At 66.4% G+C, this 15,113-nt stretch carries 14 protein-coding genes; 9 read left to right on the forward strand and 5 right to left on the reverse strand.

Going from position 1 to position 15,113, the window contains the following annotated elements:
* Both QZY44_RS11215 and QZY44_RS11220 read right to left on the reverse strand, forming a co-directional pair.
* A partial coding sequence (locus QZY44_RS11215; RefSeq protein WP_295446195.1) for a ferredoxin occupies positions 1 to 259 on the reverse strand: 259 nt, incomplete at its 3' end.
* Positions 260 to 1,240: 981 nt separating this feature from the next.
* The gene (locus QZY44_RS11220; RefSeq protein ID WP_295446197.1) at positions 1,241 to 2,008 is read right to left on the reverse strand and encodes a molybdopterin-binding protein; all 768 of its coding nucleotides are present in this window, start codon (positions 2,006 to 2,008) and stop codon (positions 1,241 to 1,243) included.
* Between the two features lie 360 nt (positions 2,009 to 2,368).
* Between QZY44_RS11220 and prlC the strand changes: the two genes are divergently transcribed.
* From prlC to QZY44_RS11240, 4 genes are all read left to right on the forward strand, one after another.
* Positions 2,369 to 4,399 (forward strand): oligopeptidase A, encoded by a 2,031-nt coding sequence (gene prlC / locus QZY44_RS11225; protein ID WP_295446199.1) that lies wholly within the window; start codon positions 2,369 to 2,371, stop codon positions 4,397 to 4,399.
* Positions 4,400 to 4,490: 91 nt separating this feature from the next.
* Positions 4,491 to 5,312 (forward strand): hypothetical protein, encoded by an 822-nt coding sequence (locus tag QZY44_RS11230; RefSeq protein WP_295446201.1) that lies wholly within the window; start codon positions 4,491 to 4,493, stop codon positions 5,310 to 5,312.
* A gap of 227 nt (positions 5,313 to 5,539) precedes the next feature.
* A complete protein-coding gene (locus QZY44_RS11235) occupies positions 5,540 to 6,361 on the forward strand; it encodes a TOBE domain-containing protein (protein WP_295446203.1) in 822 nt (273 codons plus the stop codon).
* 357 nt (positions 6,362 to 6,718) lie between these two features.
* Positions 6,719 to 7,279, forward strand: a complete 561-nt coding sequence (locus tag QZY44_RS11240; RefSeq protein WP_295446205.1) for a nitrogen fixation protein NifQ — start codon at positions 6,719 to 6,721, stop codon at positions 7,277 to 7,279.
* A gap of 204 nt (positions 7,280 to 7,483) precedes the next feature.
* Here the strand turns inward: QZY44_RS11240 and radC are convergent, their stop codons facing one another.
* Complete coding sequence (gene radC, locus QZY44_RS11245) at positions 7,484 to 8,158, reverse strand: DNA repair protein RadC (protein WP_295446207.1); 675 nt, start codon at positions 8,156 to 8,158, stop codon at positions 7,484 to 7,486.
* A gap of 136 nt (positions 8,159 to 8,294) precedes the next feature.
* Between radC and coaBC the strand changes: the two genes are divergently transcribed.
* From coaBC to argB, 4 genes are all read left to right on the forward strand, one after another.
* Positions 8,295 to 9,515, forward strand: a complete 1,221-nt coding sequence (gene coaBC / locus QZY44_RS11250) for a bifunctional phosphopantothenoylcysteine decarboxylase/phosphopantothenate--cysteine ligase CoaBC (protein WP_295446220.1) — start codon at positions 8,295 to 8,297, stop codon at positions 9,513 to 9,515.
* Positions 9,499 to 9,957, forward strand: a complete 459-nt coding sequence (gene dut / locus QZY44_RS11255) for a dUTP diphosphatase (protein ID WP_295446209.1) — start codon at positions 9,499 to 9,501, stop codon at positions 9,955 to 9,957. The genes coaBC and dut overlap by 17 nt, the downstream gene beginning before the upstream one ends.
* A gap of 69 nt (positions 9,958 to 10,026) precedes the next feature.
* Entirely contained in the window at positions 10,027 to 11,358 is a 1,332-nt protein-coding gene (locus QZY44_RS11260) for a hypothetical protein (protein WP_295446211.1), read from the forward strand.
* A gap of 45 nt (positions 11,359 to 11,403) precedes the next feature.
* Positions 11,404 to 12,300, forward strand: coding sequence for an acetylglutamate kinase (gene argB, locus QZY44_RS11265; RefSeq protein WP_295446213.1), 897 nt, complete (start codon positions 11,404 to 11,406; stop codon positions 12,298 to 12,300).
* A 1-nt stretch (position 12,301) separates the two neighbouring features.
* Here argB and QZY44_RS11270 read toward each other — a convergent pair whose 3' ends face one another.
* Positions 12,302 to 13,459, reverse strand: coding sequence for a DUF4124 domain-containing protein (locus tag QZY44_RS11270; protein WP_365304043.1), 1,158 nt, complete (start codon positions 13,457 to 13,459; stop codon positions 12,302 to 12,304).
* Positions 13,407 to 14,048: an orotate phosphoribosyltransferase gene (gene pyrE / locus QZY44_RS11275; RefSeq protein ID WP_295446216.1), complete on the reverse strand. Its 642-nt coding sequence runs from the start codon at positions 14,046 to 14,048 to the stop codon at positions 13,407 to 13,409. Before pyrE ends, QZY44_RS11270 begins: the two co-directional genes overlap by 53 nt.
* A 290-nt stretch (positions 14,049 to 14,338) precedes the next feature.
* Here pyrE and QZY44_RS11280 point away from each other — a divergent pair, with 290 nt between their 5' ends.
* The gene (locus tag QZY44_RS11280) at positions 14,339 to 15,019 is read left to right on the forward strand and encodes a sulfite exporter TauE/SafE family protein (protein WP_295446218.1); all 681 of its coding nucleotides are present in this window, start codon (positions 14,339 to 14,341) and stop codon (positions 15,017 to 15,019) included.
* The last annotated feature ends 94 nt before the right edge of the window (positions 15,020 to 15,113 follow it).

Genomic DNA, 15,113 nt, shown 5'->3' on the forward strand with positions numbered 1-15,113 from the left:
ACTGCAGGCGCTGGCGCAGCTCCTCGCGCCGGGCCTCGGTGGGGAAAACCTCGATGCCGGTGTCGTCAAAAAGCGCAATGGACAGGCTCGGGCAGCCCTCGGCCACCTCGCGCAACTGCTTCTCGGGGGCGAGCCGACCGGTCACGGCGGCCTTGTACTCCTCGCCTACCTCCACCTCACGGAAGGTATCAGGGCACACCACCCAGCACGTCCCGCAGCCAATGCAGGTCGGTATGTCAACTTCGACTTTTTGAATCATAAGGCCGTCTCCTCGCGGCAGGGTAAATTAGGGACCTTCGGTGCCGGGTCTGCCGACGGGGGTGCTAGCGGCCACCCCGCGGACCGGACATTTCAGGTCGGGACCTATCCAAAGAGGCCCGGGACACCCGGTGCAGGCCCGGCCGCGACCCTGAAGGGTGACAACGATAGACGCTTTCGCTCCCGGCAAGCAAACCGGCGGTGTCCGATGCGGCCCTGAAGCATCACCCTGTTGCCGGCTGACATCGGGCGGCATCGGGGCCGATGGGCGCTGGCGTTGGCCGTTGCCGGGTCGATTTGCCCTGACCAGGGGTGGCAACGGCACGTCCTGGCGGGTGCCGGGAGGATGGTCGGAGCGGTCCGAGCGCGTGACGGTGGGCAGGCAGTTGTGCGAGTAAGGCGGGCAGATCCCGGCGCAGGACGCGCACCTGTCCGCTGACCGCCGCCTAGCGGGCCTGCTGTTCCTCGGCGATGGTGGGGTAGGCCGAGCAACGGTTGGGTCAGGCCACCGGTGCGCGCGGGCGGCGTCCGGCGTCGCGCTGCTGCTCGCATAGCGCCTGCTCCTGCTGTTCTTGGTGACTGGGGCCGCGCGCTCATGCGACAGGGCTGCGGGCCTGGGGGCCGCGACGGGCAGCCGAGAGGCACGGTGCCTGGAGACTGGTGCGCAAGCCTCAATCGACCCCCAAAAAAATGCCGCGCCGAGGTCCGTCGCCCATCCGCCCGACCGCCCGACCGTCACCAAGCCTACCGCGTCGACCGCCGCCGGGCACGGCTGGAGCGCCAGCCCGGACACCAGCCCAGCACCGCCCCTCGCGAGCCGCTATCGACTGTTCGTACGGGACAAATAGGGCCTCGCGCGGGGCAAAAAGCGACTCGCGAACAAGAAAAAGCGACTCACGAGGGTCTCCCAGTCCCTCGCGAGAGGCTTGCCGGCCAAGCCCTGAGGATCCGGCGACCTCCGCGCTGGCCTTGATGCCAGCTTCTATTGGACGGTACGCTCCCGGAAATTCATGGACCCGCGGGCGAGCCCGGCGCGCAGGGCCTCCATGACCGGACCCAGGTCACAACGCCCGCGCACCCCGAGCAGGATGTGCGGGTCAGCGCCGATATGGGGCAGGCTGAACAGCTTGAGCTCGGGGAAACGCCCACCCAGATCGTCCATCAAGGGGATCAGTTCGCTTTCCGGGACGCCCACGACCTCGAGCGCCGCCTCGCGCAGCGGCTCGGCAGTGCCGAAATGCTGGTCGAGGACAGCTTCGGCCATGGGCCAGGCCATCTCAGGGAAGCCTGGCAGGAACCAATGCGCGGCCAGCGAGAAGCCGGGGATCTGGTTATACGGGTTGAAGACCAGCTCAGCGCCCGCTGGCAGGTCGGCCATCAGGATGCGGTGTGGATAGGCGGACCCACCGAAGCGCCCCTCGATCAGCGCGCGTCCCTGCGGGTGGCGCACCAGGGCAACGCCAGCCGCCGCGGCGGCGCAGGCGCGGGTGTGGTCGTCCGGGGTGGCGCCGATGCCGCCGCAGACGAACACCGGGTCGGCCCGGCTGAATGAATAACGCAGATGGTCGGTCAATACCGCGGGGTCGTCCGGCAAGACCCAGTGCCAGGCCAGCGTGTGACCACGCGCCAGCAGCAGTGACTTGAAGAACGGCAGATGGGCGTCCGTACGCGGGCCATTCAACACCTCATCGCCGATGACGATGAGGCCGAAGTCGCAGGGTCCGACAGTGGAATCTGGTCGCTGTACCATAGGATCGCGTGAACTCCCCTTTTTGACCGCGGGTAACGAACCGGGGAAGGCCACCATCCCACAGGTTGTCGCCGGCGCGGACAGCATCGGCGGCGCCGGGTCCCGGACCTCGACCCATAGCGAGTGTACCACGACGACCGCGCCCAAGGCCGCTCCACGAGGCCCAGGCGATTCCCCGCCGTGGAGTTCGTCGCTGCCGCGTGCCGCGTTTACGCTTGACGGCATCCACCTCAAAATGGGACGGACCGTTGCCGGGGGCGGCCAGTACCATTGAAGACCCGCCCCGCCGCCGCCATTCATGCAGCAAGGACGGTGCCAAGAGCACCGGCATCGGTTCAAGCACACAGCCCAGGTAGTTTCATGTCCAATCCGCTTCTCGACCTGACAGGTCTCCCCGCCTTCACCCAGATCCTCCCGGAGCACGTCGAGCCGGCCCTGGATGCACGGCTCGTCGCCTGCCGGGCCGAGATCGCGCGACTCACCGGGACGATCGATGTCCCCACCTGGGAGAACTTCGTCGAGCCCCTGGAGGAGATGGACGACACCCTGAATCGGACCTGGTCCCCGGTCGGACACCTGAACGGGGTCATGAACAGCGACGCACTGCGGGCGGCCTTCAACGCCTGCCTGCCCAAGCTCAGCGACTACGGCACCGAGGTCGGCCAGAACGAGGACCTGTTCCGCGGCTATCAGGCGGTCGCCGCCCAGGAGCACCTGGACCCGGTCCAGCGCAAGCTGCTGGCGAACGCGCTGCGCGACTTCCACCTCTCCGGCGTCGACCTGCCCGCGGACAAGAAGGCACGCTACAAGGCGATCAGTCAGGAGCTGTCACAGCTCAGCAGCAAGTACGCGGAGAACCTGCTCGACGCCACCAACGCCTGGAGCAAGCTGGTCACCGTGCCGGAACAACTCGCCGGGCTGCCCGAGTCCGCCCTGGCCCTGGCCCACCAGAGCGCGCAACAACGCGACCTCGACGGCTGGCTCCTGACGCTCGACATGCCCTCCTACATCCCGGTGATGACGTACGCGGATGACCGGGCGCTGCGCTTCGAGGTCTATCAGGCGTTCGGAACCCGCGCCTCCGACCAGGGCCCGCACGCCGGGCAATGGGACAACGGTGAGTGCATGGAGCGCATCCTGGCGCTCAAACATGAGCTGGCCCAACTCCTGGGCTTCGCCAATTTCGCTGAGCGCTCGCTCGCCACCAAGATGGCGCGCTCCCCGGAGCAGGTGCTCGCCTTCCTGAACGACCTGGCCGCCCGCTCGGTGGCTCAGGCGCGCAACGAGTTGGAGCAACTGCGCACCTTCGCCCGCGAGCACCACGGCCAAGCGCACCTGGAGCCCTGGGATCTCGGTTACTACGCCGAGAAGCTGCGCCTGCATCGCTACCAGATCAGCCAGGAGGAGTTAAGGCCCTACTTCCCGGTCTCCCGGGTCTTGAGTGGGCTCTTCGGGATTGCCGAGCGACTGTTCCGGGTGTCCATCACGGAGGCTCCCGGATTTGCGACCTACCATCCGGACGTGCGCTTCTTCGAGCTGCGCGATGCGGTGACCGGTCAGCTGCGCGGTCAGTTCTATCTCGACCCCTTCGCCCGCCCCAACAAACGCGGCGGGGCCTGGATGGATGTCTGCACCAACCGGCTGCACACCGCGCGTTACGACCAGATCCCGGTCGCCTATCTGGTGTGCAACTTCAGCCCGCCGATCGGCGACCAACCGTCGCTCCTGACACATGGCGAGGTGGAAACCCTGTTTCACGAATTCGGCCATGGGCTGCACCACCTGCTCACTCGGGTGGACTATCCGGCGGTGGCCGGGATCAACGGGGTGGCCTGGGACGCGGTGGAGCTGCCCAGCCAGTTCATGGAGAACTGGTGCTGGGAGCGCGAATCACTGGACCTCTTTGCCGCCCACTGGGAGACTGGCGAGCCGCTCCCGGCGGCCCTGTATGAGCGCATGCGCGCGGCCAAGAATTTCCAGTCGGCCATGCAGATGGTGCGGCAACTCGAATTCTCACTGTTCGACTTCCGCCTGCATCTGGAATATGACCCGGCGCGCGGCGGGCGCATCTACGAGCTCATCGAGGAGATACGTGACCAGGTGGCGGTGGTCCGGCCGCCCGCCTTCAACCGTTTCGCCCACAGCTTCTCGCATATCTTCGCCGGCGGCTATGCCGCCGGTTATTACAGCTACAAATGGGCCGAGGTGCTGTCCGCGGACGCCTTCTCGCTCTTCGAGGAGCGCGGGGTCTTCGACGCCGCCGCCGGGCGCGCCTTTAAAGAAAACATACTGGAGCAAGGCGGCTCCCGGGACGCGATGGCGCTCTATGTCGATTTCCGCGGGCGCGAACCGACCACGGACGCGCTGCTGCGGCATTCGGGCATCGCGTAGGCTGGGCAGGGCTCCCGCGCTGTGCATCCGACCCGACTTTCAAACCAAGAGCCTACCACGTTAGGCGCCACGACCGACGGAGAGACGACCGATGAAAACCTGGGTGAAAGTTGTACTGGGAATCGTTGCTGTTATTGGTGTCGCAATCGGCGCCGTGTTCTATCTGACCGCGGGAATGGTCGATACTGCGGATGGGTTCTTTACCGCCGTCAAGCAAGACGACATGACCAAGGCACGTACTTACCTGGCCGAGACTTTCAAGGCGCGCACCGATGAGAAGACCCTGAAAGAGTTCCTCGCCAAGAGCGCGCTCACCAAGTTCAAGGAAGCGAGCTGGGGCAATCGGCAAATCAGCGGGGGGCGCGGGGAATTGGAGGGTACCGTTACCACAGAGACCGGCGGCACCATCCCGATTAAATTGACGCTCGTCAAGGAAAACGACACCTGGAAGATCTTCCAACTCGAAAAACCGGCGGCCGGACTACAGACTGAAAACGCCTCCCCCAGCGCTCCGCAACAGGCCGGCACGAGCAAGTTGACGGGCGCCCCCAGCGTTCCGGAAAAGGCCGGCGCGATCGCCCTGGTCAAGCAGTCGCTGCACGACTTCATTGTTTCCGCAGACAAGAAGAGCATGGAACATTTCCGCGATTCAATCTCCAGCCTGTGGCGCAAACAGGTGACGACGGCGCAGCTTGACGAGGCGTTTAAGCCGCTCACCGAGTCCGGCGCCGATTGGTCGGTGCTCGAGAACTTTGACCCGATCTTTTCCTCCGATGGCGCGATTGATGAAGACGGGGTGTTGCTGCTGACTGGCTACTACGCCACCAAGCCGAGCCAGGTGTCTTTTAAGCAAAAGTTCATTCGTGAAGGCGACACCTGGAAGCTGATCGGTTTTCAGATCGACGCAAAATAGCCCTGCGCCCGGCGCTCACTCGGCCCCGGCAGAGAATGCCGCACCGATGAGCGCCGGGTCATCGCCCACCACGACACCGACCAAACCCAGCCACCCACTCCCTTCGCGGAGCGCCCGATCGCCTCACTGATCGGGTGCACGGTCCTGATCCGATTGGCGGGGGACGCGGATATCTGCGATCCTCGCGTCTACACGATCTCGCAACCGATCACGTCCGCACCACCACGATGCCCCCAAACTCTAACTCCGCCTCCAAGCCACTGCATGTTGCGGGGCAGTGTCGGCTCGACGTCGGCGATTCCACCTTCCTCGGGGAGCAACGCATCGCGCTCCTGGAGCAGATCGCCGCGCGTGGCTCCATCACCCAGGCGGCCAAGGCGCTGAAGATGAGCTACAAGGCGGCCTGGGACACAGTGGATGCCATCAACAACCTCGCCCCGTCCCCGCTCGTGGAGACCGCGGCCGGCGGCCGCGGCGGCGGCGGCACCCGGCTCACGGACGAGGGCCGCCGCCTGATCACCGCCTACCGGACCATCGCGGCCGAGTACCAGCGCTTCCTCGACGGGATCAATGCCGCCATGGGCGACCCAGGCGCGTCGCTGGCGCTCCTGCGACGGCTCGCCCGGCGCACCAGCGCGCGCAATCAGCTCATCGGCCGGATCGTCGCGGTCAACGCCCGCACGGTCGATGCCGAGGTCCTGATCGAGACCCAGGGCGGGCAGCGCATCACCGCCGGTGTCACCAATGAGAGCGTCGAACAGTTGAGCCTGCGTCCCGGTCGCAGCGTGTGGGCGCTGGTGAAGGCGGTTGCGGTGGGCATCACCCGGGAGCCGCCACCCCCGACACCGGGGACCAACTGTCTGTGCGGCGAAGTGCAACGCATCACCCGCGGTGAGGGCTCAGCGGAGATCGTGGTCGCCCTGTCGGCGGGAGTCACCCTGTGCGGGGTCATTGCCGCCGACGTGCTCGAGGGGCTGGCCATCACGGAGCACGACCCGGCCTGCGCCGTCTTCTCCACCGCCGCCGTCATCGTCGGCGTGGATGACTGAAGCCTAGGAGCGGCTCGGCCGCTCCTAGGCTTGGCATCTTTCCGACAAAGCCGGCCTGGCATCCTGTTTGCATAACTCAATGCTGACACGACGAACCCCACCAGATCAGCCACCGAGGATGCAACGCATGATCGACCCTGCCCAGCCTGGCTCCCCAGCCACCTTTGTGCCCTGGGCTAGACCGCATCATTCGCCGCGACGCGGCAGGGCGCGACCTGCCGCTGAATGCACCCTGGGATTTGGCCCACCCCGAATCCGGCAGGACCCGGCCCTTGCCTGCCGGCTGCACTGGTGGTCGCTGTTGCCACCACGCTGGCGGGGCGAGGTGGTCCAGGCCCAGACCTACCGGATGCCGCGATGACAACAGCCCCCCGGATACGCGACTACGCGACCCTGCTGGCAACCGCCCGTGACCCGGGGGACGAGCTGACCCTGGCCTTTGCCGGTGTCCTCAGTCAGGCGCTGAGCACCGGTCAACGCCCGCTGATCCGCGGACTCCCCGCGGTCGACTTCCGGCGACTCCTGGACACCTTCTTCCCTGGCGCCGACCTGGCCAACGGCGACGCCGCCGACCCAGCACCGGCGGACGAGTGGGTGGACCTGTTGGACCTGTTGCTGGAATTCCGCCGGGAGCCCAGTGAACCGCTCACCTGGCTGAGTCACGCGATCGCCAGCGCCGCGCTGCGGGACAACCACCTGTGGCAGGACATGGGGCTGCCCAATCGCGCCAGCCTCTCCGCCCTCATGGCGCACCAGTTCCCCGGGCTTGCAGCGCTGAACTCAGGGGACATGAAGTGGAAAAAGTTTTTCTACCGTCAACTTTGTGAGCGGGCGGAGATACCCATCTGCAAGGCGCCGCACTGTAACCAGTGCGTCGACTACCAGGCTTGCTTTACGCACACGGCGGCCAGCGCCTGAGAGCGGCCCGGTGCGAATACAGCGAAGTGTCGATCCCGCGACCATATTGGAACCAGCATGAGCCAAAAAAAATAGACAGGATTAACAGGATTTTTCAGGACTTACAGGCTGTGTTGTCGATCCATCTCGCAGCCCAAAATCCTGTTAATCCTGCGTAATCCTGCTAATACTGGCCAATTTCCCGCCACCGGCTCAACCCGTGGATCACAGGAGCCCCCGCTCGGCCAGCGAGGTGCCCTGCCCGTCGCCGATGATCAGGTGATCGAGGACGCGCACCTCGATCAGGGCCAGCGCCTCTTTGAGCCGCTGCGTGATGTGCAGATCCGCCTGACTGGGCTCAGCCACTCCGGATGGGTGGTTGTGGGCGAAGATCACCGCGGCGGCGTTGGTCTCCAGCACGCGGCGGACCACTTCCCGAGGGTGGACGCTCGACCCGTCGATGGTCCCCTTGAACAACTCTTCATAGCGGATGACCCGGTGGCGGTTGTCAAGGTACAGGCAGGCGAAGACCTCTTGGGGCAGACCGTAGAGTTTGAGTTTCAGGTAGTCACGGGTCGCCTCTGGGCTGGTGAGCACATCCTGATCGGCAACCCGGTTGAGGAGATAGCGTCGGCTCAATTCAAGGACTGCCTTGAGCTGGGCGAACTTAGCCGGGCCGAGGCCCTTGGCGGCACAGAAGCGGCGCTCGTCCGCCGCCATCAGGCCGGTCAGCCCGTCAAAGGTGACGAGCAGGTCGCGCGCCAGGTCGACGGCGCTCTTGCCGGGAACGCCAGTGCGCAGGAAGATCGCCAGCAGTTCGGCGTTCGACAGTGACTCCGCCCCCCGCTCCAAGAGCTTCTCCCGCGGGCGCTCGTCCGCGGGCCAATCGGTAATTGCCATGCCCTCACCTCCCGCTCAACACCGGTTCCAAGCCCGCCCCAGGCGCGCGTCGTTCGCGACGACGCCCCGTCGGATCGGGTACACTTTCGGCCATTCAAGGCCGGCGGTCACGACCTAAGGCTAGATCAGATCCGTGATGGTTCCAATCCCCGGTATGAACATCCTGCTCGGCGTGAGCGGCGGTATTGCAGCCTACAAGGCGGCGGACCTGGTGCGGCGCCTGCGCGAACGCGGTTGTGCGGTGCGGGTGGTGATGACCGCGGCGGCAACCGCCTTCGTCAGCCCACTCACCTTCCAGGCGCTGTCCGGTCATCCGGTACGCACCGGCCTGCTCGATCCAGCGGCCGAGGCCGGCATGGACCACATCGAACTGGCGCGCTGGGCGGACCGCGTCCTGCTGGCCCCCGCCACCGCCGACCTGATCGCGCGGCTCGCCGCCGGACTCGCCGATGACCTGCTCACTACCCTGGTGCTGGCCACCGCGGCCCCCCTGTATCTCGCCCCGGCGATGAATCAACAGATGTGGCGCCATCCAGCGACCCAGGAGAACCTGGAGCGTCTGCGTCGGCGCGGCGTCCAGGTCCTGGGGCCGGGCGTCGGCAGCCAAGCGTGCGGCGAGCAGGGGCCGGGACGGATGCTGGAGCCCGCGGAGCTCGTCACGACCCTGCTCGCCGCCGACAGGTCCGCGACCAAAGCCGCCGCCGGCCCGCTGGCGGGCGTGCGCGCAATGGTCACCGCCGGCCCGACCCGTGAGCCGCTGGACCCGGTCCGCTACCTGGGTAACCGCAGCTCCGGACGCATGGGCTACGCGGTGGCCGAGGCCCTGGCCGGATTAGGGGCCGCCGTGACCCTCATCAGCGGCCCGACCGCCCTGCCAACCCCGACGGGGGTTCTACGCGTCGACGTGGAGACCGCCCGCGAGATGCACTCGGCGGTGCTGGAACGGATCGCCGGGGTGAGTCTCTTCGTTGCCGCGGCCGCGGTGGCGGACTATCGGCCCGCCGACCCCGTCCCCCAAAAGATCAAGAAGGTTGAGGCCGAACTGGTCGTGCGACTGGTGCGCAACCCGGATATCCTGGCCGAGGTCGCGGCGCAGCCAAGCCCACCCTTTACGGTCGGCTTCGCCGCCGAAACCGACCAGGTGGAAGACCACGCGCTAACGAAGCTGCGCACCAAGCGGCTGCACATGATCGCCGCCAACCGGGTCGGCGGAGCCGTGGGTGGCTTCGAGCGCAACGACAACGCCCTGACCGTGCTGTGGCCGGACGGTCGCCGGGAATTGCCCATGATGCCCAAGACCCAGCTCGCCCGCGAGCTGGCCCTGTTGATTGCGGAGCGGTATGTTGCATCGTCTTGAGGTGAAGATTCTGGACTCCCGCCTGGGTAGTGAGTTCCCGCTGCCGCACTATGCGAGCGCGGGTGCTGCCGGGCTCGACCTGCGGGCGATGCTCGCGGTCCCGCTCACCCTGCCGGCCGGGGGGTGTGAACTTATTCCCACCGGGATGGCGATCCATATCGCCGCCTCCGGGGTCGCCGGGATGATCCTACCGCGCTCTGGCCTGGGACACCGCCATGGCATCGTGCTAGGCAATCTGGTCGGCCTGATCGATTCGGACTATCAGGGACCGCTCTTGGTGTCGTGCTGGAACCGCAGCACCGAACCCTTTCGGCTCGAGGTCGGCGAGCGCATCGCCCAATTGGTCTTGGTCCCGGTGCTGCACGCGGCGTTGGACCTGGTGACTGACTTTGCCCAGTCGGCGCGGGGCGCGGGCGGATTCGGCCACACGGGCAAACACTAAGACGGCACCGGCTGATCCGGGAGCATTCATCTGGCGCGACCGGTGGGTCGCATGGTGGGGAGACACGGCATGGTATCTGCGCGGTCGGATGGCACGCGGCGTAAGGCGGCAGAAAGCGATCGTCCATCAGCGCTCAGGGGCTTTTGGATCGAAAGCTTTGTCGGCATCACGACGGTGTTGCTGCTGGCGACCGGCCTGCTGCTCTATCTATGGATCGCCCGCGACACCGCGGACGGGCGCCGACGCCTGGAAGGCGCGTTCAACGCCATGGTCGCGCAGGTCACGACCGACCTGACGCGAGTCCGCACCACCATGGGCACCTGGCGGACGGACCCGGACCTGCGCGCGGCGTTGCGCCAGAGCGACAACGCCGCGGCGCTGCGTGAGCGCGAGATGGCCCTGCTGCGCCGTGTGCCGGGGGCACTGGGCATCCATCTGTTCGCCCCCGCGCAGACCAACTCGCTGGAAGGGATTGCACTCATGAGTTACGCGGGCCTGGACCTAGTGCAAAAGGCGGCCCAGGAACGTACCCTGACCCTGATCGAGGTCCACAAGTTGGGCCAACCGGACATGCATCTGGCGGTCGCGGTGCCGGTGCTCGACGAATCCGGCGAACAGGTGGTAGGGGTCGTCCACGTGGCGCTGCCGATGTCGCTGCTGCCGAACCCGGCGATTGCCGCGGGGGGGAGCGGCCAGATACTCTTCCAGCAAGTGGTGGGGGCGACGGTGGCCGGAGTTGGCGCCACCGCACCCACCGCGCCCCCAGACCACACCGCCCAGATCGCCGGTACCCGGCTGCACGCGGCCGCCTGGGCGCCTCCCGCAACCTTCGACCCCTGGCTGCCGGGCGAACTGGGGGGTCTGTTGCTGGCCGTCCTGGGACTCATCGGTGCCGTGCTGTGGCGCAGCTACCGCGCCCAACGACGGGCCTTGCTCCTGGATTGCCAGGGCTTCACGAGCCTGATTGAGGACGCCGCGAATCACCGCCCGCTACGGCATATCCACTCGCGCATCACCGAGGTCCAAAACGCCCACCAGGAGACCATCACCCTGCTCAGTGGCCTGGCAGCGGCCCCGGCACCGCTGCGCCACTACGCGCCGGCCCCGGTGCGGACCGCACCGCCGGCCCCGGCCGGGGACGCACCGCTGCCCCCGGTGAGAGACGCAACGCCAGCCCCGGTGCAGGAGGCACCGCAGCCCCCCCCGACGGCGGACAATCACCGCAGCGCCGCCCCGCGCCAATCCAGCATTGAGGTACTGGAGCTCGAGCTGCCGGAGGGCCTCGACCTGAATTCGCAAGGCGTTCAGCAGGCCCTCGCGGCGGGGCTGGACCCCACGACGGCTGGCTCGCCGCGCCCTGTCGCGCCCGTGGCAGGCGCGGACTTGTCGGCGAAACATTGACCGCCATCCTCCGAACACATTCAGAAAAACTTCAGGAACAAGACGATGTCCTTGCCGATCGAGCGCGCACAAACCATCGCGCATGTCCTTATCGAGGCCCTGCCCTACATCCGCCGCTTCAGCGGCAAGACGATCGTCATCAAGTACGGCGGTAACGCCATGGTCGACCAGAACCTCAAGCAGGGCTTTGCCCGCGACGTGGTGTTGATGAAGCTGGTGGGGGTCAATCCGGTCGTGGTCCACGGCGGCGGCCCCCAGATCGGCTCCTTGCTCAAGCGTTTGGGTAAGGCGAGCGAATTTGTGCAGGGACTGCGGGTCACCGACGCGGAGACGATGGACGTGGTGGAGATGGTCTTGGGCGGGCTGGTCAATAAGGAGATCGTCAGCCTGATCAATCGACATGGCGGCGCCGCAGTCGGCCTGACCGGCAAGGATGGGGACCTCATACACGCCCGTAAACTGTTGCTACGCCGCGATGCACCGGAGCTCAACGAACCGGAGATTATCGACTTGGGCCATGTGGGCGAGGTCGAGAGCATCGACGTGGCGGTGGTCGACCTGCTGGTCCGGGGCAATTTCATCCCGGTCATCGCACCCATCGGGGTGGGCGTCGATGGACGCTCCTACAACATCAATGCCGACCTGGTGGCGGGCAAGGTGGCGGAGGTGCTGAAAGCAGAAAAGCTGCTGCTGCTGACCAACACCCCCGGCCTGCTGGATGCGGATGGGACCTTGATCCCTGAGTTGGATGTCGCACGGGTCACGGAGTTGATCCGCTCGGGCGTCATTACCGGGGGGATGCTGCCCAAGATTCAATGCGCACTCGACGCGGTCCAGGGCGGCGTGAAGAGCGCCCATATCATCGATGGGCGCGTCGAACACGCGGTCATGCTGGATCTCTTCACCGACGAGGGGGTCGGCACCCTGATTCGTCGCCGCTGATTTAGCGGGGCGCCGGCCCGGCGGGGGCGCCGGCCGCCGGGCTGGCGCCGGCCGCCGGGGCCGACTCAGCCTGCGTCCCGATCACCACGTCGCGGAACTCGTTCAGGACCTTCGTGGCGTTGGCGTTGGCAGCGCCGCAAACGGTATTGGCCGGTGTTGCGTTCTTGCACTGCAGGTCGAGAAAGATGGAGCCCGCCGCCCCCTCCTTGTCCGGAATGCGCGACAGGGTGAGGCCTAGGTCCGTCGGGGTCTCCGGGGCCGCCGTAATCAGGATGGTGGCATTCGTCGTCTGGATCTTGGTCGTGGCATGCGTCTGGGCATAAGCAACTGCTCGCCCCCAGTACAGGTCGCATTGGGCACTGTCCTGGCAGGTCACCAGGTTACGCAGCGCGAGTCGGGACGCGTCTGAAGACGCTGCCGCCTGGTCCTCGGGCAGCCCCTTGAGCTGACGGTAGCGCTTGATGTCGCCATCGAAGTCGTGCCTGATTACCGCCTTCTCCTGCTCACGATCGACGATCGTCGCGTAAGACTCGCGGATCGTGCGCTCGCCCTTGCCAAGGCTGTCGGTCAGTTGCTGCGGGACCGGCTTGCCCCCCCGCTCCAGGTCGGCCGCCTCGGAACGCAGCTTGCGCAGCCACTCCTGCTGGCGCCGGATCGTGCCGCGGGCCATCTGGATCACCGCGTCGAACTGGGCGAGTTTACCATCCCGGGCCATCAGCAGATCGTCCAGCGACCGATAGGTCCGCAGGAGCTGAGCGTCGGCCGCCTTCTGCTGCTCCATCAAGACCGCTTGCTGGGCGCGCTGGCGCTCCAATTCGGCGTCGCGCTGAAGCTCCTCGGCGCTCTTGGCCGGCGCCACCGCGTTCAGGCGAGAACCCTGATTATTGATGGTCGCATGCCCCCGCTCGGCCTGATTCGGGGGGATCTGATCGGTGTAGTGGACTGCACCGTTCTCATCCACCCACCGAAACATCTTGGCGGGCTCCGCGCTGACCACGAAAGTCAGCGCACACAAGACAGCGAAACCCGCCGCGGACAAAAACCTTACAGATGGCTGAGGGGCTTGGGAGAGCGGCAACGCAACCGTCCGCCCGGTTTGAATGTGCTTAGATTCCATAACTGACCCTGTAGGTGCGCATTGCGGCACGCAATGTCTCATCAATCGCAAAGTCGTCCAAACAGCCAATCAGGTGATCCAGTGTCACAATACTGAACACGGGAACACCGAACAAGTCCTGGACCTCATCAACGGCCGAGCGGTCTTGGGCGCCACGTTCCTGACGATCCAAGGCAATGACCACCCCCACGGGTTGCGCCCCGGCGGCCCGAATCACCTCGATCGACTCGCGTACCGAGGTACCGGCAGTGATCACGTCATCAATGATCAGCACCCGTCCGGCGAGCGGACGGCCGACGATGACGCCGCCCTCACCGTGGTCCTTCGCCTCCTTGCGGTTGAAGGCGAAGGGAAGGTCCCGGCCGGTGTCGCGCGCCAGCGCGATGCTGGTGGCCGCCGCCAGCGCAATACCCTTATAGGCCGGGCCGTAGAGCACGTCGAAGGCGCAGCCGCAGTCGCTGATCCGCCGGGCATAGGCATCGGCCAACCGCGCCAGTCGTGCACCCGTGTCGAAGAGGCCCGCGTTGAAAAAATAGGGACTGCGGCGGCCGGACTTCAGGGTGAAATCGCCGAAGCGCAGGGCCCCGACCGCGGCGGCAAAGCTGAGAAAATCGCGCTGATAGGCTTGCATGGTCACGAAACAAGTGCGGGCTAAGAACACAATGATACACCATGACGGAAACCGAAAACCGCGATCCAGCCTCCAGGAACCTCCACCAAAATCGCGCTCAGTTCAGCGCATCAACTCATCAGCACAGTGACTTATAATGACCAAGGCCCTCGCGGCGCGGCGCGCTGCCGGCGTTGCCCGCCGGGCGCGCCGCGCCTACAGTACCCCGACGCGCTCTTCCGCACCTGGCCTGGTGCCGCCGCACGCCCGCCTTATCCCCGCTCACTCCCTTAACACGGATCACCCACCATTTGATTTCACACGGAGCCTATGTCACTGCCTTCCTGGTCGGCCTGCTGGGCGGTGTCCATTGCCTGGCCATGTGTGGGGGCCTGGTCAGTTCACTGACCCTGGGGCTGGACGCGCGCCGCCGCCACGATCCGTGGCGCCTGTTGCCGCTGCAACTGGGTTACAACCTGGGCCGGGTGGCCGGCTATGGACTCGCCGGGGCGATCGCCGGCGGCCTGGGCGCCATCCTGCTGCAATTGGACTCGGTCCAGTTCGTTGCGCGGGCACTCTACGCGCTGGCGGGTGTGGTCATGGTCCTGCTCGGACTCTACCTGGCGGGGTGGTGGCGGCAACTGGCACAGATCGAACAACTGGGGCTCCTGCTCTGGCGTCGGCTCCAGCCGCTCGCCCACCGCTGGTTGCCGGTGCGGCGCATGGACCAAGCCGTGGCGATCGGCCTGATCTGGGCCTGGGTCCCCTGCGGCCTGGTCTACAGCGTACTGATCACGGCAGTCGCCACCGGCAACCCGCGCGACGGCGCACTGGTGATGCTCGCCTTCGGCGCCGGGACGCTGCCGAACCTACTCGGCATCGGGCTGCTGGCGGGCGCCGCCGCCCACCTCACGGAGCAGCGGCGGTGGCGACAGGCCGCAGGGCTCTTCATCATCGGTTGCGGTCTATACGCACTTTGGCAGCTGGCGTGAAAAATCGCCCGCTGGGCGATTTTTCACGTTATTCAGTGAAGAAGTCCTGGCGCAGGTGCACGGTGGGGGTCTCGGTGGTACCGGCCGGGCGGAC

It is taken from the genome of uncultured Thiodictyon sp., assembly GCA_903837595.1.
Classification (GTDB): domain Bacteria; phylum Pseudomonadota; class Gammaproteobacteria; order Chromatiales; family Chromatiaceae; genus Thiodictyon.

Coding starts and splice junctions, on each gene's coding strand:
- pyrE (WP_295446216.1), bottom strand. CDS start 14,048: ATGCAAGCCTATCAGCGCGATTTTCTCAGCTTTGCCGCCGCGGTCGGG.
- argB (WP_295446213.1), top strand. CDS start 11,404: ATGTCCTTGCCGATCGAGCGCGCACAAACCATCGCGCATGTCCTTATC.
- QZY44_RS11230 (WP_295446201.1), top strand. CDS start 4,491: ATGAAAACCTGGGTGAAAGTTGTACTGGGAATCGTTGCTGTTATTGGT.
- QZY44_RS11270 (WP_365304043.1), bottom strand. CDS start 13,459: ATGAGACATTGCGTGCCGCAATGCGCACCTACAGGGTCAGTTATGGAA.
- prlC (WP_295446199.1), top strand. CDS start 2,369: ATGTCCAATCCGCTTCTCGACCTGACAGGTCTCCCCGCCTTCACCCAG.
- QZY44_RS11220 (WP_295446197.1), bottom strand. CDS start 2,008: ATGGTACAGCGACCAGATTCCACTGTCGGACCCTGCGACTTCGGCCTC.
- QZY44_RS11235 (WP_295446203.1), top strand. CDS start 5,540: ATGCCCCCAAACTCTAACTCCGCCTCCAAGCCACTGCATGTTGCGGGG.
- radC (WP_295446207.1), bottom strand. CDS start 8,158: ATGGCAATTACCGATTGGCCCGCGGACGAGCGCCCGCGGGAGAAGCTC.
- QZY44_RS11260 (WP_295446211.1), top strand. CDS start 10,027: ATGGTATCTGCGCGGTCGGATGGCACGCGGCGTAAGGCGGCAGAAAGC.
- QZY44_RS11240 (WP_295446205.1), top strand. CDS start 6,719: ATGACAACAGCCCCCCGGATACGCGACTACGCGACCCTGCTGGCAACC.
- dut (WP_295446209.1), top strand. CDS start 9,499: ATGTTGCATCGTCTTGAGGTGAAGATTCTGGACTCCCGCCTGGGTAGT.
- coaBC (WP_295446220.1), top strand. CDS start 8,295: ATGGTTCCAATCCCCGGTATGAACATCCTGCTCGGCGTGAGCGGCGGT.